This is a genomic window from Prosthecochloris sp. (genome assembly GCA_015482705.2).
Lineage (GTDB): Bacteria > Bacteroidota > Chlorobiia > Chlorobiales > Chlorobiaceae > Prosthecochloris.
Map to the genome: position 1 here is coordinate 67,386 of JADMLA020000008.1, position 23,451 is coordinate 90,836.

Consider the following 23,451-nt stretch of genomic DNA (forward strand, 5'->3'; position numbering starts at 1 on the left):
ACCTCAATGCTGGCAACAGGTTGTAACAGTAAAATAGTAAAGGCATTTCTTGCGTTTCTGGCACTGAACACGGTATCGTTTCCCCTTGCGCTCTTTGCAGTTGACGAATCCATCTCCCCTTCTTCAAAGCAACAGACTGTTACGGAAGAACAAGCTGTTGTTGTCGATTTATTCATCAACGATCGACCTGCAGGTATTCAAATATGCTACGAAAGCCATGACGACCTTTGGGTTCCTTTCGAGCTTTTCCATAAACATGTCGATCTGCCATCAGTATCGGAAAACGATCAGATCATGCAGTTCATGACAAGCCTCGGTCCGATACATTTCAACCTCAGCACTTTACAGGAGTTCGAAGGGAAGCAGTGCATTTCATTTGCCATGCTGAAAGAACGCTTCCACGTCCATCCGCTATTCAACGAATACCTTTATACGGTAAAAATCCTCATCCCCTGGAAGCCGGTTACTTCGTCGAAACAAAAAGAAAAAAAAATCTCGGTAACACCAGACATTTCAGCCCCGGGAAAATCACTTTCATTTTTACACTTCGAAACCGATATCTCCCACAGCTTTCAAGACAGCAATACCGATCATTATCTGGAATTAGAAGCCGGAGGAAGAATAGGCCCGGGCATGTGGGATATTGTGACAACAGGAAACAAGCACGATAAACTGTCGCTTTCACAATATCACTGGACAACGCTCAGTAAAAACACTGTTTTCAGAATAGGTACCGGAACAAGCCAGATATACAATCTTGTCGAAAATCCCGAGTATACCGGAGTTCAGATCGCATGGAACAACCGCAACATTTTACAGAATCTCGACGATATGCATTACAGTGACTCCGATGCCTTGTTGAATATAGACCGAACGCAGCGCCGGACAATCGAAGGAACAGGTCCTCCCGGAGGTATCGCCGAACTGCGTTTCGACGGACGTATCGCTGCACGTCAAAGAATTTCCTTCGACGGAAAATTCATTTTCAGCAATGTCCGCATGACGACCGATCTGAGAATAACCAAGGTGTATATTTATGAGTATTCAACCCTGGAACAGCCTCTTCGCATCATCGACTATACCCAATCATCTGCGAACAGGAGTCTTGCAAGGCATGAAATGCTCTTTCATTGCGCCGTAGGACGCTCAGGCAATCCTCTCGATGAAGACTATTCGGGGCCGACTTCCCTCACAGGATTCACCCATATACTTTATGGACTGAACGAACGTGTAACGCTCGAAGGCAGCATGCAGTACGACCCATATGAGAAATCGACCGATCAACTTCTCGGACTTATCATGTCTGTCGGTTCCAGGTGGAACACTTCACTCTACAGCGCACAGTCAAACGGACGTTTTGGTGCAGATATCTCGATCTTCGGCTATGGGAAGAATTGGCGTGTTTCCCAACGTTCACAGTGGAATGAAAAGGGATTTGGATATGATACCAGAGAGCATAAGGAGCGGCATATAGTCCGTTTACAGGCTCGTCCATTTTCTTGGATGAATGCTTTTGTATACGGCAACTACACCAAGGAAAATAACCTGGTAACCAGCAAGCACCTACTACCCGGTGGATATCTGCACCTTTTCCCTCGGACCAGATTGTCCATAATACCAGACGACAACGATGGAAAATATAGCTATGAAGTGTATTTGAGAGCACGGCGCGATACCGATATGCAGTTTCGCTATGAAGACAAGATAATATCCACCAATATCAACCATGATCTTAGAAACGGCACCAATACGCTTCAGCTTTATCACTCTTTTGCCCCGAAAAACCAGACACATGCATCGAGCGTTCATTTCAATTGGCATCCAGGAAACAGCCGGAATGACCGTATCCAGCTTGGAGCATCACATATGCATGGCAGATTCGGTTTTTCCGGTTCATGGAGCAAGGAAATTAATTCCGGACTGAGTGCAATTCTATCGTATAACGATAACATGTTCAACGCCAGCGGATTGTCCATAGAAGACAGCCCATTTCTATCCGATAGTTACGACAACCACACCATCAGTCTTTCCATCACTTGGGATTTAGGATACTCCGGTAAACGGTTTTACCCGATCAACAGATCGGCTATCAGTCAGACAAGAGGAGGTATGGCCGGAGCCTTGAAAATCATGACTGATGCAAATGCCAGCCAATCGTCGATCAATGATGTTTCAATATTGTTAAACGGCAGAACACTGGGGCAACGCCAGATTGGTGGCACTTTTTTCGTAGGAAACCTCAGACCGGGTATATACACGGTCTCGGTCGATCCTGAAAACCTTCCACTTGAAATGGTTGTCGAGCGACAGAACATAAAGGTTGAAGTGCAAAGCGGAGCCGTAACTGAAGTCAATATCCCTGTTTTTACGGAATATGGTGCTGCAGGCATGGTGTGCACAGCTTCGGAGCATATGCTTGTAGATGTACCTGTCAGTATAGTCGATTCATCGGGAAAAACCGTAAAGCGGACGAGAACCGACCAGTTCGGTCACTACCGTGTCGATGGACTGAGACAAGGAAACTATACAGCAAAAGTAACGACAACAAAAGAAGGCGAACCAGACCATGTAACGGAAACAGACTTTACCATTAAAAAAAACTTTCTGTTTGAAATCGATATTATCGTACCCGAATCCCATGAGCAGCAGTAATACGTTTCTTTCAAACCGCTTCTCCAACCTACAGTATCATACCGCACTCGATGCGACACCCATAGATACTCTCGACAGAAGATGGATCCACGGGTCGCGCTTCGCTTGCCCGAGGATGACTGAGAGAAATGAGTCATACCGCACTCGATGCTGCATCCATACTGAGCGACAGAAATGCATAGGGATCCAAGAATCACGCTTCGCTTGCCCGAAGATGACCGGAAGAATGGAGTCATGCCGCACCTGATGCTGCATCCATACTGAGCAACAGAAAAACCAACGAATCCCCGAGTCGCGCTTCGCTTGCCCGAGGATGACCGGGAGAAAAGAGTCCTGCCGCACTCGATTCGGCATCCATGCTGAGCGACAGGAATGCATATGGATCCACGGGTCAAGCCCGAGGATGACTTCAAGAGAGGGGCATGACGTCCTATCCGGCAATATCACATCAGACTCGATGCGGTATTAGATTGGTTTCCTGGTCGCGCTTCGCTTGCCTGAAAATCCATAAAAAGGGCTGAAAATCGTTATATTTATTGACGCTCAGAAACCGGCCTGTTGAAACGGATATTATGGGAAAGTTTGAGATCAAGCAGAAATTCAGTACAATGTAAGAGAAAGGATAGTATACGAAGTATCCTCTGGAGTTCCCCCGAACCCCCCGGAACATAACGAGTGAGATGGCAAAAAACGCCTTGACATTCATTGCTTTCTGTATGAGCATTTTTCTGCTCGATCCACGGGTCTCCGAAGCGGAAAGCCCCTCGAAATCACAAAGCGTCGTAGGCACCACCAATATTTCCATCGTTCTTCCCGACCTGATTATCCTCCATTATTATTCGGGATTGACCCTAAATTTTGAAGAGTTTTCATCCGCAGAAGACAGAGGCTCTGCCGATTTCGATGTTGAATGGAACGGTGAGGCCGAAAGCACGCATCAGCTTACCGACGAGAATACGGAAATCGATTTACCCGACAGGGTCTCCCTGCAACTGCCGAATGTCTGGGCTATCCGAGGCCTCTCCCCTTCTGGAAATGCGAAAGTTTCGATATCACTCAACAACAATGTGCTCACCTCAGGTTCATCGAGAATTATCATCGAGGAAGGTGAAGGCAATATTCAAATCGAGGATAATGCCGGTCATTCCGGCACCTCGATCAACACGAGTCTCAAAGGAATAGCGAGTTCGGAAGCAACTATCGGCAATGTCCGCATAACACTGAACTTTTCCGAAACAACCAAAGCAGGCCTTCACACCGGTGGCCAGTATAAAATCACTGCCGAAACAATCTGATTCCGGAATCCGAACCTCTTTGTCTGTTTTATCATTTCAGCCGGTTCACCTACAGTCAACAAGCTGAAAAGCCAAAGCGACCTGTTATTTTCACAGCACACGTTACTTGAAGAAAACTGTTTTCACTCATGAAATATCTTTCTTAAATTTAAGCGTAGGTGCTTTTTTTTCTGTCCTTTAATCCCCTAAACAATTCATTATGACGTTATTATCGTTTTCAGGAAAAACCTGTGCGGTTTTTCTTCTTATTTTTGCATTTTTTGTCGAAAATGCAGATGCCGTCGTAGGCGGCGGACAACAATCGAGCAGCGGTACAGCCAAAGTCACTGCAAATGTCCCTCAATTCATCGTACTGCACTATTACTCGAACCTAACCCTCAATTTCGAAACCCCGACATCGGAAGCTCTTGATCAGGGGGACAATACCATGGAGGTATCATGGGAAGGCGCAGCTTCCGGAGACGAGCTCTCGACAGCCAATCTCATGGATGCCGAACTCGAACTCGATGGAACGAAAACAACCGTGAAAATGCCGAATGTTTGGGCTGTAAGAGGTTTTTCAAAAAGTGGCAACGCAGAGGTTACCGTAACGATCCCATCTGGCGGAGATGAGCTTTCAAACGGTGAATCGAAAATCGGTATGTCAAACGTCAAGGTCAACGATGGAGAAAACAGCGGCAGCTCGATAAAAACCAACCTTGGTGGTATTGCAAAAAGCTCTGCAACCTTTGGAGGCATAGAGCTGGATCTCGATTTCAGTAAAACCAGCCGATCAGGTAGCCACGCCGGGGGGCAATATACTATAACTGCCTCGACGATATAAGGTTAGGGATATCCACAAATGTCCACTTGCCAGATACGAAAAACAAACACTCTGTTGGTGACAATCGCTTTTTTTTTAATGGCAACCTCTCATGCAAGACCTGCATTTTCTGCAGACAATCTGAAGATTTACAAAAACAGGAAGCTTGACAAGGTAACATTGAGTGAAATCGGGTTGTCCAAAAGCGGCATCTCAACATCGCTCAGTCCATTCGAAGCTGACGTAAGATGGAACAGCAGCGATGTCGATACCCCCGAACTGTTTCTTGAACAAGTCCACACCACAACGAGAATAAGCCGAAAAAACGTGCTGTTGTGGTATTACCAGTTCAACGTCAACGACGATGATGACGATGACGACAACGATAGTTTTTCACGCGGTAGAGCGTTCGATGTCGAATACAGGATTCTCAGCAGAAGCGGGGTTGAAAATGCCCTTTCACACAAGAATGACAGCTCGTCGATAATAAAAGCATACCTTACCGAAAAACCCGTCGAGTGTGAAAGAAAAAACAAAAAAAAGATCCGATGCCTTGGCAGAGTCGACCTGGATCTGGACATTTCCCGAGCAAAAAAATCCGGAAAATATTTCGGCACCATCGAAATAACAATCATAACAATCTAAACGCTATCATGAAAAATCTACTCACGGCACTCCTCATTGTCATGGTCACAATGGCAGCCAATGTTCACGCTCAAGAAGCAGCTCCTCCCGGCCAGATAGGAGTATCTCCTTCGATGCTCGAACTTTCGATCGGTTCCGAACCGGTTAACGAATCGCTCAGACTTTTCAATCTGAAAAAAACACCGACAAAAGTAAAAGTAGAGGTTTACAACTGGACCCTCGACGACAATAATGAAGTCAAACTTCTACCGCCAACCGAACAGTCCCTCGACCAATGGATGCTGATCAACCCGACCGCGTTTACCCTTGAACCAGGAAAAAGCCAGGTTGTTCGTTTATCTGTCCGTCCTCCCGTCAAACCCGATCCCGGAGAACACAGGGCTCTCATCTATTTCATCGAAGAATCCATGGCGGAAAACGCAGCAGATGAAGAAAAAAAACCGGTAGAAGTTCTCTTCAAGCTGGGTGTCGGAGTATATGCGAATGCAAATCCCGTCAAACGTTCGTCGACGCTCACATCGTTCTCTTTCGATAAATCGGGCAACTCACTGAAAGCAGCGATCACCAACAGTGGAAACGTTCACACCAGATTGACAGGCAGTTATTCCATATGGAAAAAAGATGACTTCCCCGGAATCCAGAATGCAGAAAAGTTCGTAAAGGCTGAAAATCCCGAAAAAAATCCTGACGGTCTTGTTGCATCCGGCCAGTTGAATCAGACTCCTGTTCTTCCCGGTAATACCCGAACAATCATAACTCAGCTCCCCACGCTCACAAGGTCGGGATCATATATTGTTGCCGTTTCCGGAGAACTCGGAGATAAAAAGATTGAAAAGACCTATCCCGTATCGCGCTGACAGATGCAAAGGGTAACGGCCTATGGCTTTCATCAAGCGACTCACTGCGCTTTCTTTCCTTATTTCCGTTCTGTACTGTAATAGCGCGATACACTATGCTCAGGCTGCCGAATCAGGGCAGCCTGAACCGCTTCTTGTTGAAGTTTTCTTCAACAAGAAAACTGCCGGCACCCTCATTTGCTATCGCTACCAGAATACGTACTGGATTCCATTCGACCTTTTCTTTCAGCAAACAAAACTCAAAGGTCAACCTGCGGAAAACGGGAAAGTCACCTATCAAACAACTCTCGGAGTACTTTCACACGATCCGAAAAGTCTGAAACTCATTGAAGACACACGATGCATATCGTTCGATCAGCTGGAAAAATCTTTTTATGTCAAAGGACGCTTTGTACAGTCGGTATTCGCTCTTGCACTCGATGTCCCTTGGGCTTCCGGTAAACCTTCGAGAAAAAAAGCAGCGAAACCGGTTATCACTCCTGATATTGAAGCACCTTCCAGTTCCCTCTCTTTTCTGAGATTCGAACCCCAGGTTTCCTATGAGTTCAACGACAATACAAGCAGAGACTTGCTCGTTGAAGCCGGAGGAAGACTAGCCGGCGGTGTCTGGGACATAACATTCGAAGGTGATCCCACGACACGCATCCGACCTTCTCGTTACCACTGGACCACATACAATAACAACTCGGTCCTGAGAGCAGGAACCGGGTCATCCGATCCGTTTTCTCTTCTAAACGACCTTGATTTTACAGGTATACAGGTAGGATGGAACAACCAGACAATTCTCAATCAGCTGGATTTTGAACGATACAGTGACTCTGATGCATTCCTTTCCCTCGACAGAACACAGCAACGAACCATTGAAGGTAACGCCCCTCCTGCCTCGATCGCCGAACTCCGGATCGAAGGTGTTGTTATCGCAAGACAACGAATCGGCCTTGACGGCCGGTTCCGTTTTCCCAATGTCAGGATGACTTCCGATCCGAGACGTACCGAGGTCTATATTTTTCAAAGAACATTGCGGGAGAAGCCTTTGACAATCATTGACTATACAATGTCAATTTTGAACCGTACGCTTCCGGCAAAAGAACTCCTCACAAGAGCTGGTGGCGGGGTAGTTGGCAACCCTCTGTACCAAAATGAAAACGACAGCACATCATGGACCGGGTTCGGTCACATTATCTACGGCGTTCACAACCGGATGACCATCGAAGCAGGAATCCAGTATAACCCGGAAAACATCAACAGAGAAGCTTTTATCGGAACAGTCCTCTCGATAGGCGGTAACTGGGGAATAGCTCTTTACGGCGGAAGATCCAATGACCGTTACGCAACGGATTTCAGACTTGAAGGAAAAGGAGTGGATTGGTCTCTTTCATACTTCGGGCGGTTAAATCAGGAAAATTATTCAAAAGACGGTAAAGAAAAACAAAAAAACCACTCCTTGCGCTTCAGCACAGGAATCATCGAGCCTTTCGACCTGCTTTTGTATGGCAGATACAATAAAACAGGAAACGAGACTGAAGAAAAATACCTGCTACCCGGAGCCTACTGGTATGTTATGCCAAGCATCATGTTGTCAGCCCTTCCCAATGACGAAGAACAATACCGATATGAAGCAAATCTGAATGTGACTTCACGGAGTGATATTTCCGTCACCTATGAAGATGAGATAATCGCAGCAGATCTCGATTATGACTTCAGCCGCTCATTGCAGAGCAGAGCTCTCTACTCACATGCGTTCAGTACAGGAAACAATGTAAGCAGCCTTTACTTCGATTGGTATCCAAAAGGAAACCGCTTCAATCTGATCAGACTCGGAGCATCAACATCAGGTAGCCAAACAGGCTACTCTATCGCATGGAATAAATTTGTCAATGCAGGTCTCGAACTTAGTCTGCAATACAGTTACAATATGAACAACGCTTTACGGCTTGAAACTGAAGACTCTTTTTCCAATTTCGTCCCTCCTGAAGCGAGACAATACATTGCATTTGCCCTCACCTGGGATCTTGGCCGGTCGAGGAAACGCTTCTACCCCATCAATCGCACCGCCATAAGTCATACCCGTGGTGGACTTGCCGGGTCAATGAAAATAATTAATGAAACAAACTTGAAACCTGACGACATCAATAACGTCGACATTCTGTTGAACGGGAAAAAGCTCAGCCAGCGCCAGGTAGATGGCTCTTTTTTTGTCGGGAATCTGAAACCAGGAGTCTATGCTGTAGATGTCGATGCAGAAAACCTCCCTTTAGAACTCAACATACCCAACAAAACAACATATGTCGAAGTGATGAGTGGAGCAGTCAGCGAAATCACCATACCGGCTTATGTCGAGTATTCCATTGCCGGACAAGTTATCGATACCCGGTCAATCGCTCTCGAAAACAGAAAAGTAACCGTCATGGATGAAAAAGGTAACGTTATCGATCATGCCGTGACAAACCTCTTTGGCTACTACAGAACAAAAGGACTCCAGCCGGGAAATTACACGTTATCCGTTTCCGATGTAAAGCACGAGGTAGTCATTAAGGATGATTACCTCTACAGTATCGACTTCACTGTCAGAGAAGAAACAACTCCCGCTGTTTTACACGAAAAGGAAATGGGGGCGGAGAAAAAAACACAGCGAGGCCGGATAAATCCTTGACAAATGGAGAAAATCACCTACAGTGATATCAAGTGCTGTATTTCATCAACTCGGCACAGGAAGTGTTGAAATCATCTTCTGAAAAAATCTCCATGGTAAAAACCCTTGCCTGATCGCGATTTTCATGTAGCGCCTGCATGACCAGATTCAACGTTTCCGCTCGCATGTGCTGCAGACCGTTATGATCCTTTCCGTTTTTTATACCATGCATATGCACCACCCGTGTCCGCGACAGATACCGGACAAGATGCTCCTGAACAGGGTAGCCGTAGAGTTCGAGATGGCCAATATCGAGTGTTATGGAAAGATCGAAAGACGAAATGACTTTATCGAGAAGCTGCATTGGATAATTGAGGGTTTCAACGCAAAATTCCGATGCTTTCACTGAAACAGCAGATAACAGTTTTTCGAATGAAGTATGGAAATTATCTGAAAACGCCGTTTTTTCCTCTTTTGAAAATTGATTGACATCCATTCCTTGTCCTGCTTCAGCGTGTAGAACATAGGCAGAAGGCCGTAACACCTCCGTCAGCTCTATAATCCTGCGACATTTCTCAACCGAACGTTCACGAATTGCGGGATCGAAACTACAGAGATAAACATCCAGAGGCAGATGGATCGAATAGGTAAGCTCATGCTTTTGGCCGATGTCAGAGAGCCTTGCAATATCGCTTTCTGAAGGCAGGTTGCTTATTTCGTCCGACTCGAACAGAACCAGTTCGACATCATCGACCTTGTCTTTCAGGTACTCTATATTCGGGATAATCTCATCGGGAATGATATAGGAAGTAGTACCAACTCTGAAAGGAAACTGCTTTTTACAATTCATTTTTCGTGTTATGAATAATAGCTGCACACAAAACCGAAGACACCATGCTTTTTTCTCCGTGCCTGCCAATCAGGAAATCATATGACGATAATAAATATCTACATCCCGATTGGGACAGTAACCCACGGTTCTGTCTATGAGCTGCCAATCCCTGAAAACCTCTTTATAGGTAGGATTGTTGTAAATAAAATAAACATTACCGTAGCATTCTACTGTTTTTGCCACTTTTTTCGTTAGCGGTTCATCGAACGGATTGAAGGCAAAATACACCGTATCACTACCAAAGCCATCATACTCGAGAATATCTTTACAAAACAACTCTGCACGTCCGCATTTCGTAACAGAAAGATTTCTACGGGCGACCTCACACAAATCCTGATTATACTCTATACCGACTATCGTCTCGAATGGATAAGAATGTGCGATAATGAGCGCCTTTCCTTTTCCGCTTCCAATATCGACAAACCGTAGTCGAAGGGATTGTTTTTGATGCAACTTGTTGTGACGTATAACCCTATCGAAAGAATACACAATGACATCGGTAAACGCCGCTTGATAGCCGGAGCCATGCTCCAGATTCCGAAGCTCTTTGGGGTAAACCGTTTTCTGTACAAGCGAACATGTTTCGGTATGATGCTCGGTATCAAAGCCCTTCTCCTGTGCCAAATAATCCATGAACCTTCGCGGTCCATGACGAAGAATCGCTTCTGGCAACATTTCTACAAGTTGCGGATGATTTCTCATAACGGTATATAGTGCACTTTTTTCACGATTTTTTACAGCTCGTCCGCATTATATTACCGGGAATCTAATGAGTGTCTTCATTTTCGAAGGCTCGGTTTTTCCAGGATCGGATAGATAGATTTCATGATGCAATCCATTCACACAAAGGTCATTGTCAACAATGAAATCCATCAGCTTTTCGATTGTTTCGGACTCATCAGCATAGGGACCCTCATGCAAAATCTGTATACACTTTCCTTCTGCAAAATGTTTTAACGCAATTTCTCGAATCACCTCGTTTTTTTTCTTCGAGGCAACTTCGGATTGCACGAAAAGCATCAGTTCTCCTGTCACGAACTCAGGCATCCTGATCAACAATTTCCAGCACCATTCGCTTCTCGGAACGTCAAAAGCCGGCCTTTCCCCATCGACCCACCACAAACCTTCAAGCCTTGGAACGCTGAAATCATAGCCCTGTTCTTTACAGCGTTTCTTGATCCCATAAGCAAGAGAGTAAAGTGCCTTGAGTTTCTGAATAAAAACATCACCTCCTGGTTCACCCTTGCCTTCTATCGATAAATAACTCACCATACCGAATTCCATAATTTCAGGAACCCTTTTAGAGGTATAATACGACCTATATTTTTTTACAAGATCAAGCTTGGACATGCTCACTCCTTCTTCAAAAATAGCCATCCAATAAAAAGTATAACCTGCAGCGACAACGATAGTAGCCACGGCATACCCAACGTGCGGCGGACTGTTGATTTTCAACGATCCGGGCCACCTGTTTTAAAACAACGGTATTGTTGACAATTTCGCCTCATTTGACGAAAAAATCAAGAAATTTCGTCATTCCTATTCTTTGTATGAATTCCGGAAATAAGGAGATGGTGGTTTCAATCAAAAAAAATCATCCTGCCTATAACCGCTCGGTGAAAAAGCACCATGAATCCCGAATCGAAACATCATACGCCTGTTGAAAGGCTTTACCGAAAGTTTCACCACTTTGAAGGGATATCAGAAGACTCCTGAAAGCATTCTCATCGTGTTCTTTCAAAAATGCAACGAACATCGAAGATTGTTTGTAAAACAAATACGGCCAAACCTTCAGTAAACCATTGCGGCATCGTCATGTACTTGTACAAACCTCTATGCTGAAGTAAAAAAAGATGCGAAAGTTCATGCGTTACATAAGCATCAATCTCATCCGGATGTTCAAGCAATCGCGGAGAAAGAAAAACACTGCCACGATAGGTAATCCCTTTTGCCTTCCTACCGGTCAATGCCTCAAAACTTTCCGGACTTGCAGAAACAAAGAGACGTATTTTTTTAACAAAGGAACCGTTTTGCTGCCGTTCCACATCGACTACCGCAGCATCAAGAGCTTCAGCTATTGCTCCTGCAAACGCTTCAGCGCCATCTTCGTAAAAAACCCTCTTGTCCGACGAAAGCATATGAAAATGATCAGTCGATTGACAATAATGGGCAAGCGCATTTACAGCTGAACAGCTCGACAAAAGAGGAAACAAAAAATAAAAGCGATTGATTTGCAACACATCGACCTTCCGAGTAATAGACTCTCATGATAAAGAGTAAAGACAGATAACCGTTTATTCATTTTATTCTTGGTTCAACTCGATTCATTACCCAACAACGACATATGCAGGCAAAAATGCCTTACGCAATGAATCGAAAATACAGTAACAAGCACACCGATGATAAACTTGTAAAATAATCGCGCTGACTTTCAAAGATCATGTGTCCTGAACGAAGAAGCCGTTCGAGACGTTATAATATATAATTAGTCTAATTCTAAACAAAACCATAGAACAATGCTTATCATTCGCACACTTTTCCTGCTGTTTCTCGTCATGGGATTGGGCGCCTTGACTGAAGAAACATTGGTGACTGCCTCTTCGGCAGGAAGTACAGGTTCCGAAAAAGCAGCTGTTATACCAGAAGGTTTCGGTAAAGTCAAGCTCGATAAAACAGAATCTCTTGACAAGCTCTGTAATCAGGATTTGACCTGTGAGACAATTTTCATGAAAGTCAACAAGGTCGACCGCAGGCATATTTCTGCCGGAAAAACTGTACTGCTTCCGGTAGATATCGATAAAGCATCGCAATACATACCTGTTCCGCAACAGCTCAGTGACAGCCGGGGCGAACGGGAAGTTCGCGTTTTTCTCGATACACAGTATTTCGGAGCGTATGAGAATGGTGCTCTGCTTTTCTGGGGACCGATTTCCAGTGGCCGGAAATCCAACCCAACCTGGCCCGGAGAGTTCTTTGTCAATTACAAGCAACGGCATAAACGCTCAATAAAATACAATAATGCACCGATGCCTTATTCCATCAACTACGACGGCCCGTATTTCATTCACCAGCAGGCTCTTCCCGGTCACCCTGCTTCACGAGGCTGCGTTCGACTGCTCGAAGCCGATGCAAAAAAGCTTTTCAGTTGGATGAAAGTAGGCGATTCGGTTACGGTTCTGTAGAGCGAGCACTCTCGACATCGAGGGTTCGTGCTACAGAGCCTCTCCCCCATCTTTAGTTTTCAAGTTATTACTCCTTTTTTCTTCCTGTGTATTTTTTCCATGAAATCTTCACACCGTTTTATCCACTGGTATAGCTTTTGTTGTCATTCATTCAAGAATCCATTCAGCAAGTATCTTTACGGTTCTGGGATGAATGAGGTAACCACCACTATGGTGAGGGTTCGATTTTCCTCCTCTCAGCGATAGATTATAAATCTTGTAGTCTTTGATGGATTCCACTAATCCATACTGTCTCATTGTACGGTAATCATCAGAGATTTTGGAATCATGAGAGATGTAATCATCCTCTGCTGCAATGTTCACCCACTCACGGATGTTGGCTGGATATCTCCTTTCTTTGCAGGCATTATATCCCTTGATATTCTCTCTTACCGTTGCATCACCGAGTGGACAGCCCAATGTCACGAAAAGATCTATTTTTCGATTCCAGTAGTCATACCACTCCCCGTATCGACTGAACTTCCACAGTGTGTCGTATGCAATGATCGTTCCGAGTGAATGTGCTACAATTGCGGTACTTCCTTCCCTATCGAGTGCACGCTTGAGAGGCTTGATCATGGGTCTTCGGACTTCGGTTCCGTAAAAGCTCTCATCGTTCCAGTATTCCCTCATATCAGGAGCAACTGCTGCTATCAGCGTTTCGCTGAGATTGAAAAAGCTTAGAATAGGAGAGAGCACATCAGCAGCCCCTTCTTTGAAAGACTCCTTGCCTGGCAAGCGATTATAGTTTCTTTTTGAAAACTGATTCGAGCTATACACCTTCAGCAACTCGAGAGTATGTCGCCGAGAATCGGTATCATCCACATAGGGTTTGCCCTCTGCCGACTCCATATAACAGTTACTTGTATCGCCGTAATAAACGAACTCTAGAGTTACTTCACTGAAACGAGCGGCAGCATCTGGAAAATCACGGTCGAGCCCCCACCTGAGAGCATCGAGCCAGAGACTGCGCAGAGACTCTTCAGGGGGTTTCCAGCTCCTACCATGTATAAGCAGCAGAGTCTTATTCATGCGAAAACATGTTTACAATCAGGATATCCACAGTCCTCTTCTCCCGATAACCAAAAATAACGAGTTCTATTGTTTATTTTCATGAGTCTCGACCAGTGACAAGACCTCATTGAGTTCTTCCAAATCAAATGGCTTGTCCAATACGGCAACAATTTTCAGATTTTGAGTAACCTCTTTCTTATCGGCCATTCCATATCCACTTATGAACACCACCGGGACGTCATACCCCTCATCTTTGAGACGAGCGACAACACTAATGCCATCTAGACCGGACATCTTGAAATCTGTAATAATCAAATCGAATGTTTCAGGATCCTCCAAAAACAATTCAAGACCTTTTTTCCCATTCGAAACCGGGACCACCTGATGATTCAACATCGTCAAATAGTTCCCAAGCAATTTGAGAATCAGGGGCTCATCATCCATTATCAATATTTTCATGTACCTTCATTACTGGAATTTGAATTATAAATTTACTCCCTTTCCCTTCTTCACTTTCGACACCTATTGTTCCCTTATGATTTTGAATGATTTTGTAAGAAATCGACAATCCCAAACCTGTACCTTCACCTTTCTCTTTTGTAGTAAAAAACGAATCGAATATTTTTGATTTCACATTGAAAGGAATACCGCATCCTGTATCTTCAACCTCAACGATAACGAAACAACCCCGATGAAAAGAACGAACTGTAAGTTGTTTTTCGGAAGAGGATCTCAAAGCATTTTCTGCATTACTGAATAGATTGATGAACACCTGCTCCAATTCAATCACGTTCCCATTGACCAACGGCAAATCTTCGGAAAGTTCATGGATAACTTTAATATTCTTGTTCGATAGGTCTTTACTGAAAAAAATAAATGATTTGTTGATAACCTCGTTTATATCAACATCTTCCTGCTTTTCCAATCCAGCATCCCTACAGAATTCCAACAAATGATTGACTATAACAGATGCTCTCTTTGTCTGTACTTTGATTGCCCGGAGATGCTCTTCTATAAGATCATACTTACCCTGTTCATGAAGAATCAATGAGACATCGGCGGCCATATTGATAACCCCTAGTGGATTGTTGATTTCATGAACTACTGCCGCAATCATTTCTCCTACCGATGCTAATTTCGCTGACTGGACTAATTGACTTTGAGAAACTTTCAATTCATCGCTGGAAACCTGAAGCTTTTGACTTAAATATATAATTTCCTTCACTTGCAATCCAAGAAATATCACAAAAAAGAAAACAAGTATTGGAAACAAAATAAACAGTTCGTCAATTTCTATATTTTCATAAAATCCCGTCCATTCCCATAGCAATTCAAACGCATCAATCCAGCACAAAACAGGAAATAAAACTGCTCCGAGAATTGCAATAAATATTATTCCTTTTATTATTCGACCCACAACAAAAAATCGTTTGAATAGAAACTATAAGACAGTCAAGCAATACTGCTATAGTTTCAGTAAAAATGTATCGCATTGTACAATAAAGACATAAATAATAACCGAACTTATGAAGCATCAGCGCTCGTCATACTGTTCAGCGAAACTATTCTCATGGGGAACACCTGTGCTCGTCCAATACTATAATGACTGGTTTCAAACAACAAATTCCAGAACCCCACTCGAATTCATGCTAAATAACTATATACTCTGCACCATATCGAAGTAATCAAAAAAAACATCAATCTCTCTCTGAAATCGAGTAGATAAATCAAGGAAGCCCTTATCGTGAAATTTTGATATATCATCTATATCACAGAACATTTCAAAGAATATAAAATCAATTACACAGCATCGTTCGACACATTGTAATCACGTCAAAAACCATAGCGCGCCGCTGTCGAACATCTTTATCTTGTGAGATCATTTATTATCGCACAATACACATCAGTTGATACAGCAGTTGTGTATTGCATGAAAGATGTCATATATGCATATGATGATACGAAGCGAAGCGCTTCAGTTCGTTTCCGGATAGAGCACGATGCAAGACTTCGAATCGATCGAGTCACGAAATTTTCCGAATAAAAGAGAGAAACGGATCAAGAAAAGCAATCAGGTAGGCCTCTTTCAGACATCCGCTTTGCATGTCATGAAGCAAATCCAGGAGTCTTTACCGATAGTGGCATGAAGGAATGCAGGAGAAAAAGCCATCTGTCCGATAAGCAAAGGACAAGGAATTCGATTACGTGAAAAGCAAACGTCACGAATCATGAGAAAAAGATATGAAACTGCAGATATGTCAGCAACAGGCCCAGCGCTCCTCCCACCAGCACCTGTAGTACCGTATGTCTCTTCAAGTGAACCCTCGCCACTCCTATAACGATTATCAACAGAAAAAAAGAGTGGACAACCGGTCCGAATGCATAGGCCAAAGCAACCAAAGGGCCTGCAATACCGGTAGTGTGAACGCTGATTTTCCACCACTTGGCAACAAGCATCACAAGGAGGGTATTCGATGCATAACAACACATAAGCCCTTGAACGTAAATCGGGGCTTGAAGAGCGAAAAGAAAAAAGAAACCCGCAACATAACTGACGATGCTAAAGGTCAATGGGTTAAGCCGTTGAGCTCTTTCCGCAATATCGAGCGTCTCGAGGAACCCTTTTTTCTAAATCTATCGACTGCCTTGTATTTCAGTCATACAATACACAAAAAACACAAATTTATTTCTCATGCATCACAATCGATATACGGTTCAGGATTGTTTCTTTGTCTTGTAGACAAAGGAACGCCATCGCTCCTCCTCCACATCCGCTCCGGCCATCTCCGCTCTCGCGAGTGCGAAAAAAAGATCGGATAACCGGTTGACATAAACCGGAATGGAGGGATGAACAGTTGCCTCTTTCATCAGATGAACAAGCATACGCTCCCCGCGGCGGACCTGTGTACGAACCACATGACAAAGAGCGGAAATTTCCGTTCCGCCGGGTAACAGAAAACAATCCGAAGGCCCAGCCGCCTCTACCAGTTCATCGATCCAGTGCTCACACCATTCGGCTCCGTCAAGAGGAAGCGGTTTAACATTCACCCTGGTAGCATCTGTTGGAGTAGCAAGATGAGACATCATATTCATGAGAGTAACCTGCACCTCCTGTAAACGCCCCTGCCACGCATGGCCCAACGGTAATTTCGAACGCAACAACCCGATATAAGAGTTCACTTCGTCGAATGTGCCGTAGCACTCCACTCTGGAATCATCCTTATCCACTCTGGTGCCGCCAAACAAACCCGTCGTCCCCCCGTCCCCCGTTCTGGTATATATTTTCATTCTTTTCTCCTATTTTCCTTTTGACTTTAGTGATCCGCCTTCAACTCTTTCATCAAGTCATGCAGACTGGTCCATGCTTGAGCACCGTCCGCATGAAGCTTCCTCACAATTTCGACGGCCTGCTTTCCCTCGGTGTAATCACGTTCGGCAATTCCCTCGGCTATCCACACCTTTTTTCCTGCTTCGATCGCCTCTTTTGCAAGCTGAAGATTGATCAGATTGCCTTGTCCGAAAGGCACATCACTCACAACAAGGATATCGGCCTTCGCTGCCTTGAAAGACGCTTTTTGAAAAGCTTCCTCTCCTATGGCGGAAAAAGGCTTTTCAAATACTGCATCGATACCGAGAGCAAGAGCCGCTTCAGCATCCGAATCCATTTCGTTCAAAACACCACTTGTAATTCTGAACCCTTGCAGAGAAAAACGCCGGAAGAGCTCTATCCCGGTCCCTCCTCCGGCAATGACATGCACCGCTTTATGTTTTTTCGAACTTCCGTTGAAATTCTCGAGAACACCGGATACATGTATCGAACCGGTAACGGGATCTCTTTGAACTTTCAACTCACAATCATACACCTGATCGAGAATTTCAGGAACAAGCACTTTTTCAGGCCTGCCTTCGGCGACAATGCGCCCTTCACTCATCAGGATCAAACGATCAGCGACTTCCGACGACAAACCCAGATCATGACTGACAAGGAAAACCGTCATGCTTTTTTCACGGTTGATTCTTTTTAAAATGCGCAGAACCTCATAACGATGATTGATATCAAGATGTGCAATCGACTCGTCAAGCATAAGAATACGTGGCTCCTGAGCAAGAACCATAGCAAGAATGACCCTCTGCTGTTCACCACCACTCAATTCCATGAAATAGCGGTCTTTCAGGTGAAGCACATTGGTATAGATCATAGAGCGCTCGATAACCACAAAGTCTTCTTCAACAAGTCCTCTCAGGAAACCTGAAGCGGCAATACGACCGTTCATGACAATCTGGCCTACAGTGAAGGCCATCGGAGACTCGACTTTCTGCGGGACCACCCCTATATATCTGGCACGAGTCACCTGGCGCATCGATCGAATATCTTTTCCAAAAAGACAGACACGTCCCTTGACCGGCTTCAGAAGCGCCGAAGCGGTTTTCAACAACGTGCTCTTGCCGCACCCATTTGGTCCGATCAACGAAATAAATTCACCCTCGTTCACCTGAAAACTGAGATCATCGAGCACCGTCATGCCTTTGTATCCGGCATTCACTTTTTCAAACGTCAACGCAGCCTGTCCCATATCCTCCTGCTTTCCTGTTTCGATTCCTCAACAATTAAACAAATCGACGATCTTAGCTAACCTATCCATGCATTTTTCATTTTGCGTTGAAGAATCAGCAGAAAAAAAGGGCCTCCGGCCAGAGCCGTTACAACACCGACAGGAACCTCTATCGGAGCGATCACCGTTCTGGCGAAAGCATCGCAAACAGCAAGAAAAGTTCCTCCTCCAACTGCGGAAAGAGGAATAAGCCAGCGATGATCCGGACCGAACATCGCCCTGATGACATGAGGAACGATCAAACCTACAAACCCAATCATACCTGCCATCGAAACCGCAGTTGCCGCAACCAGCGTCGCACAAAGCAGCCCACCCATGATGACGGCATCTGCATTGATACCCTGATAGTGTGCCATTTCCCTTCCGAAGGTCAAGGCATTGAGCCTTGAAGCGAGAAACCATGCCCCCCCAATCCCGATTCCGATAAACAATGCAGAAAAAAGGCGCTGATTGAAAGAGACAGGTTGAAGGTTCCCCAACATCCACCAGATGACGTTGTGCAGCCCCTCTGCGCTGGCCATGGAAACAAAAAACATGATCAAGCTCGAACAGATAGCGCTGACAATCACCCCGCTTAAAATAAGGCTGTAGACTGACGGCATCCCTCCGCTACCACGGCTTGCAATCCAGTAAACAAGAAAAAGAGTCGCAACAGCCGAGGCAAATGCCATTATGGGAAGACTGAGAGGTACAGCAGCAACAGCACCGAATAGAATTGCCATGGTTGCCCCAAGTCCTGCCCCTCCACTTACTCCGAGCACATACGGTTCGGCAAGAGGATTGCGCAGTATCGCCTGGAAAATCACTCCAGAAACGGACAACGCACCGCCAACCAGCACACCCATAACAAGACGGCTGAACCGTAAACTCATAATCGCCCGTTCTACCGGGGAATCGAGATCGGGCCATAGCATACCCGTTGGCCCCAGAAGAAGAGAAAACCCAAGGAGAAGCGGAACGCAAACAAAAAAAAGAGCAACACGCGCTCCCGATATGGTATTGAGCCCTAACATCGCTGCCGGACGCAAGGTTGTATCCTGATACTTTTTCATATTATTCAGCTAAGCAACAATCATGTAACGCTCCCCTGAACAGTGAGGCGAATAAAAACTCCCGAAGCAAGAAACAAAAAAGCGCTCAGCACCATAAGTCTAATGGTTTTTCTCAGGGTATCGATAGTACAATCATCCTCTACAATTCCCAGATACGGCAACGTCTGTCTGATACCGCCATAGGATCGAGGCCCTCCAAGCCTTACGCCAAGCGCTCCGGCAAAAGCTGCTTCCGAAAACCCTGCGTTTGGACTTGCATGCTGCCTTGCGGTTCGAACAACCGAACGGAAAACAGCATGCCCGTCAAGCCGCATGAGCCATGCCGCAAAACCAACGACCGGAACTGTAAGGCGAGCCGGCAGATAATTGGCGATATCGTCCAGTTTAGCCGAAGCCCATCCAAAATCCATATACCGTTCGTTTTTATAACCGAACATCGAATCCAGCGTATTAATCGCTTTATACGTCATAGCACCTACAGGTCCGAAAAGCAAAGCGTAAAACAAAGGGGCGGTCACACCATCAACCGTATTTTCCGCAACGCTCTCCACTGTTGCCCGCACCACATCCTCCTTGTCCATTGCAACGGTATCCCGACCAACCATCATTCCTACTTTTTCTCTTGCCTGTTGAAGTCCCTCTTGCTCGAGAGCAGTCAGGACTGCACGGGCATGCCTGGCCAGGTCTTCAGCAGCAAAGGAAAAATACAGTATCACTATCGATGCGGCAACCCCGAAAAGGGGATGAACGGAAAAGCAAAGCCATAACACCCCAGAGGTAACGACCACTGTCCCGCCGACAACAATCACTACGGCAAGAATTCCGGCGACTCTCAGGGAAATCTCCCGATATTTTCGCAATAACGCCTCGGTATTCACCGCAAGGAAACCGATCGACTTGACAGGATGAGGCAGTTTGCGAGGATCCCCCAACAACAGATCAAGGATAAAAGCAGCGAGTAGCTGCAGCTCAAGGTCTGCACTCATCATCTCACAACCGTCTCAATTTCTTCTCTTGCAGACAGTAGTTGCTCGAGCAAACGATCATTTTCGTCTGGTTTACGGATTGCAAAACGAAAATAGTTATCCTTCAAACCTGGAAAATTTCTACAATCCCGAACAAGAATTCCCTTTTTCTTCAGAAATTCGAGAAGATGGTCAAGGCTCGATCCGCCGTTCCATCGAGCGAGAAAAAAGTTTGCGGCATATCCTTTCAGAGAAATTCCCGGGATCTTTTTCAGCCTCTTGAAAATTTTCGCCCGCTCGGACGCAATCATCGCCCGGACGTCACGCTCATAGTCTTTACACTCGAGCAACTCCCTTGCAACATGCTCCGCAACGATATTGACAGTCCAGGGCTCCTTGTACCGCAACAAAACATCGATAACATCGCGATGAGCGATGACCGCGCCAAGGCGCAGGCCTGGCAATGCATAAAACTTGGTGAGAGAGTGAACGACGATAACGTTCTTCAAAGCCATGACTTCTCTCATAAGCGTCGCTCCGGGGAAATCGTCCACATATTGGATAAAAGCCTCATCCATTATAAACCACTTGCCAGGAAAACGGCTTGCGAGAGCGAGAAAAACCTCTTTTGGAAACCTTGTCCCGGTGGGATTGTTCGGATTGGCAGCGAAAAAAGCGTCCACCCCTTGCAGTTCCGCTGCAATCGTATCGATAGAGGGTAATGTAAACCGATCCTCTTCCTTCAGTTTTATATAGCGGACCTCTGCCCCGGAAATCCTGCAAGCTCTTTCATAGTCGAAAAATGACGGAGCAAGCACCCGTACTTTTTTTACATTCAGCGCTCTTGGAAGAAGATAAATCCCCTCTATCGCACCGTTTGTCGGCAAAACAGTTCGGCTATCCAGCCCAAATCTTCCCACATAAAAATCTTTTATCCCCAACCCATCTATCGAAGGATACCGGCTAACTTCGCATGAGTCGAGAGAAGTGATGGCAACCGGTGGTGGTAACGGACTGACGTTAACACTGAAATCAAGAAGATTATCACTTTTCAAACCGGGCTGGCAATCCAACGCTCCTCCATGCTTATGGAAATAAAGATTGTCTCGAGTCATTGCAACAGTAACAAATTACTAATATTTTCATAACGAGATCGATGTCCGCAAAATGCTCCTTTACCGTACCCCACAATCATCTCCTACAAATCAACAGCTCAACAATTCTTGCTCTCCCGCTCTATAATCCCGAACACCGCGCTCATATCAAGATGCTTTTCGAAATGATCTGCAAGGCGATTATACTCGTTATCCTTGTCCCACGTCTCACCGTTTGAGACAAATTGCGGGTCCAACAAACGAAGAAACCACTCTCTGAACCCCGTTCGATCAAAGATACCGTGAAAATAGGTCCCTAGTACCTTTCCGTCCATGCTGACAGCCCCATCGTTATCCGTAACCGGCTCATTGTTCCTCGACGATACCTGAATCAAGGAATGAGCGTCTCCGACAAGACTGCTCTCTCCCATATGTATTTCATAACCTTCGACCTTTACCGGTTGACCAAACAGGCATCCTTTGGAATTGAAAAGCTTTTTCGTTTTCCGAAGCACCGTTTCCATAGGCAGCAAACCAAGAGCCTTCGATTCACCTGCTTCACCTTCGATACCATAAGGGTCCGTGATAATCCTTCCAAGCATCTGGTACCCCCCGCAGATTCCCAGGATGACACCTCCATCGTCCCGAAACGTATTCAGCTTCTCTTTCCATCCATTGGAAAGCATCCAGTCAAGATCTCCACGCGCATTTTTCGATCCAGGCAGAATAACAGCCTGATAGTCCTTCAGACGCTTGGGATGGTGGAGGTAGTGAACCTCGACATCCTCATGGCTGTCCAGCACGGCAAAATCGGTAAAGTTCGAAATATGGGGAAAATAAATTACAGCTATGCTGATCTTTCCAGAATCGGGAGTACCTGCAGGATCGACAACGGCCTGAAGGGGTACGGCATCTTCCGCATCGATGGTAATTCCCCTGAAATAAGGCACAACCCCCAGCACGGGAACTCCAGCAAGCTTCTCTATAATACGAATACCATCTTCGAACAGGATTGCGTCACCCCGAAACCGGTTGACGATAATCCCTTTCACCAAAGCACGGTCTTCGGGCGGGATTATCGATAATGTACCGGCCACCTGAGCGAACACACCGCCTCTGTCGATATCGGCAACAAGAACAACAGCAGCATCGGCCTTTTTGGCAGTCTTGAAATTCACGAAATCCCGTTCATAGAGATTCATTTCCGCACAGGACCCCGCACCCTCGATCACCAGCATCTCGTGCTGATGGCGAAGATTTTCAAGGCTTTCGAACGCTGCTTCGGCCCAGATTCGGGTATTGCCGAAATACTCCCTTGCCGAACGGTTTGCAGCCACCGTCCCCTGCAGCACCACTTGTGAACCCGTATCCTTGTTAGGTTTGAGCAACACCGGGTTCATATCGGCAGTCGGAACGACACGGGCAGCTTCAGCCTGCACAATCTGGGCACGTCCCATTTCAAGCCCATCAGGTGTAACACCTGAGTTATTGGACATATTTTGCGCTTTGAACGGTGCGACATCGATCCCCGCATTACTGAACATGCGACACAGAGCCGTTGCCACGATACTCTTTCCAACATCAGACGCTGTTCCGAAAACTGCTAAATTTCTCATTCTGCTTTCATTGCCACTCATGTACTGTAAACCAAACTGTTCAATTCAAGTCACGCCAACCGGCCTGCGTGCTTTTTCCAAACCCGTTAAACAAGTACAGG

The 23,451-nt window shown here is 45.5% G+C and carries 22 protein-coding genes; 7 read left to right on the plus strand and 15 right to left on the minus strand.

Features of this window, described 5'->3' with window-relative positions; translation table 11 throughout:
- Window positions 1-6: 6 nt before the first annotated feature.
- The gene (locus QZ209_RS01320) at window positions 7-2,652 is read left to right on the plus strand and encodes a hypothetical protein (protein ID WP_294343788.1); all 2,646 of its coding nucleotides are present in this window, start codon (window positions 7-9) and stop codon (window positions 2,650-2,652) included.
- 232 nt (window positions 2,653-2,884) lie between these two features.
- On the opposite strand, the gene QZ209_RS01325 is transcribed toward QZ209_RS01320, so the two are convergent.
- Window positions 2,885-3,040, minus strand: coding sequence for a hypothetical protein (locus QZ209_RS01325; protein ID WP_294343790.1), 156 nt, complete (start codon window positions 3,038-3,040; stop codon window positions 2,885-2,887).
- Between the two features lie 292 nt (window positions 3,041-3,332).
- Between QZ209_RS01325 and QZ209_RS01330 the strand changes: the two genes are divergently transcribed.
- From QZ209_RS01330 to QZ209_RS01350, 5 genes are all read left to right on the plus strand, one after another.
- Window positions 3,333-3,947 (plus strand): hypothetical protein, encoded by a 615-nt coding sequence (locus QZ209_RS01330; RefSeq protein WP_294343791.1) that lies wholly within the window; start codon window positions 3,333-3,335, stop codon window positions 3,945-3,947.
- A gap of 199 nt (window positions 3,948-4,146) precedes the next feature.
- Window positions 4,147-4,770: a hypothetical protein gene (locus tag QZ209_RS01335; RefSeq protein WP_294343794.1), complete on the plus strand. Its 624-nt coding sequence runs from the start codon at window positions 4,147-4,149 to the stop codon at window positions 4,768-4,770.
- Window positions 4,771-4,848: 78 nt separating this feature from the next.
- A complete protein-coding gene (locus QZ209_RS01340; protein WP_294343796.1) occupies window positions 4,849-5,394 on the plus strand; it encodes a hypothetical protein in 546 nt (181 codons plus the stop codon).
- Between the two features lie 8 nt (window positions 5,395-5,402).
- Window positions 5,403-6,251 (plus strand): molecular chaperone, encoded by an 849-nt coding sequence (locus tag QZ209_RS01345; protein ID WP_294343798.1) that lies wholly within the window; start codon window positions 5,403-5,405, stop codon window positions 6,249-6,251.
- Window positions 6,252-6,273: 22 nt separating this feature from the next.
- Window positions 6,274-8,904, plus strand: a complete 2,631-nt coding sequence (locus tag QZ209_RS01350; protein WP_294343800.1) for a carboxypeptidase-like regulatory domain-containing protein — start codon at window positions 6,274-6,276, stop codon at window positions 8,902-8,904.
- A gap of 28 nt (window positions 8,905-8,932) precedes the next feature.
- Here the strand turns inward: QZ209_RS01350 and cbiR are convergent, their stop codons facing one another.
- The 4 genes from cbiR to QZ209_RS01370 form a co-directional block, all read right to left on the minus strand.
- A complete protein-coding gene (cbiR, locus tag QZ209_RS01355; RefSeq protein WP_294343802.1) occupies window positions 8,933-9,733 on the minus strand; it encodes a cobamide remodeling phosphodiesterase CbiR in 801 nt (266 codons plus the stop codon).
- Window positions 9,734-9,802: 69 nt separating this feature from the next.
- The gene (locus tag QZ209_RS01360; protein WP_294343806.1) at window positions 9,803-10,477 is read right to left on the minus strand and encodes a class I SAM-dependent methyltransferase; all 675 of its coding nucleotides are present in this window, start codon (window positions 10,475-10,477) and stop codon (window positions 9,803-9,805) included.
- 48 nt (window positions 10,478-10,525) lie between these two features.
- Complete coding sequence (locus QZ209_RS01365; protein ID WP_294343809.1) at window positions 10,526-11,230, minus strand: GyrI-like domain-containing protein; 705 nt, start codon at window positions 11,228-11,230, stop codon at window positions 10,526-10,528.
- Between the two features lie 269 nt (window positions 11,231-11,499).
- Window positions 11,500-11,913 carry a hypothetical protein gene (locus QZ209_RS01370; protein ID WP_294343812.1) on the minus strand — a complete coding sequence of 138 codons (414 nt, stop codon included), beginning with the start codon at window positions 11,911-11,913 and terminating at the stop codon, window positions 11,500-11,502.
- A gap of 378 nt (window positions 11,914-12,291) precedes the next feature.
- Here QZ209_RS01370 and QZ209_RS01375 point away from each other — a divergent pair, with 378 nt between their 5' ends.
- Entirely contained in the window at window positions 12,292-12,957 is a 666-nt protein-coding gene (locus QZ209_RS01375) for a L,D-transpeptidase (RefSeq protein ID WP_294343814.1), read from the plus strand.
- 147 nt (window positions 12,958-13,104) lie between these two features.
- Here QZ209_RS01375 and QZ209_RS01380 read toward each other — a convergent pair whose 3' ends face one another.
- From QZ209_RS01380 to QZ209_RS01425, 10 genes are all read right to left on the minus strand, one after another.
- Window positions 13,105-14,028, minus strand: a complete 924-nt coding sequence (locus QZ209_RS01380; RefSeq protein ID WP_294343816.1) for a hypothetical protein — start codon at window positions 14,026-14,028, stop codon at window positions 13,105-13,107.
- Window positions 14,029-14,094: 66 nt separating this feature from the next.
- Complete coding sequence (locus tag QZ209_RS01385; RefSeq protein ID WP_294343819.1) at window positions 14,095-14,469, minus strand: response regulator; 375 nt, start codon at window positions 14,467-14,469, stop codon at window positions 14,095-14,097.
- Window positions 14,447-15,427, minus strand: coding sequence for a HAMP domain-containing sensor histidine kinase (locus QZ209_RS01390; protein ID WP_294343821.1), 981 nt, complete (start codon window positions 15,425-15,427; stop codon window positions 14,447-14,449). Before QZ209_RS01390 ends, QZ209_RS01385 begins: the two co-directional genes overlap by 23 nt.
- Window positions 15,428-16,236: 809 nt before the next feature.
- Window positions 16,237-16,581: a hypothetical protein gene (locus QZ209_RS01395; protein ID WP_294343824.1), complete on the minus strand. Its 345-nt coding sequence runs from the start codon at window positions 16,579-16,581 to the stop codon at window positions 16,237-16,239.
- 144 nt (window positions 16,582-16,725) lie between these two features.
- On the minus strand, window positions 16,726-17,298 hold the full coding sequence (locus QZ209_RS01400; protein WP_294343827.1) for a cob(I)yrinic acid a,c-diamide adenosyltransferase: 573 nt from the start codon (window positions 17,296-17,298) through the stop codon (window positions 16,726-16,728).
- Between the two features lie 26 nt (window positions 17,299-17,324).
- Complete coding sequence (locus tag QZ209_RS01405; RefSeq protein WP_294343829.1) at window positions 17,325-18,584, minus strand: ABC transporter ATP-binding protein; 1,260 nt, start codon at window positions 18,582-18,584, stop codon at window positions 17,325-17,327.
- Window positions 18,585-18,640: 56 nt separating this feature from the next.
- Window positions 18,641-19,636 carry an iron ABC transporter permease gene (locus tag QZ209_RS01410; RefSeq protein WP_294344136.1) on the minus strand — a complete coding sequence of 332 codons (996 nt, stop codon included), beginning with the start codon at window positions 19,634-19,636 and terminating at the stop codon, window positions 18,641-18,643.
- Window positions 19,637-19,695: 59 nt separating this feature from the next.
- Entirely contained in the window at window positions 19,696-20,664 is a 969-nt protein-coding gene (gene cbiB / locus QZ209_RS01415; RefSeq protein WP_338053111.1) for an adenosylcobinamide-phosphate synthase CbiB, read from the minus strand.
- The gene (cobD, locus tag QZ209_RS01420) at window positions 20,661-21,755 is read right to left on the minus strand and encodes a threonine-phosphate decarboxylase CobD (protein WP_110022130.1); all 1,095 of its coding nucleotides are present in this window, start codon (window positions 21,753-21,755) and stop codon (window positions 20,661-20,663) included. Before cobD ends, cbiB begins: the two co-directional genes overlap by 4 nt.
- Window positions 21,756-21,853: 98 nt before the next feature.
- Window positions 21,854-23,350: a cobyric acid synthase gene (locus QZ209_RS01425; RefSeq protein WP_294343836.1), complete on the minus strand. Its 1,497-nt coding sequence runs from the start codon at window positions 23,348-23,350 to the stop codon at window positions 21,854-21,856.
- Window positions 23,351-23,451 lie beyond the last annotated feature (101 nt).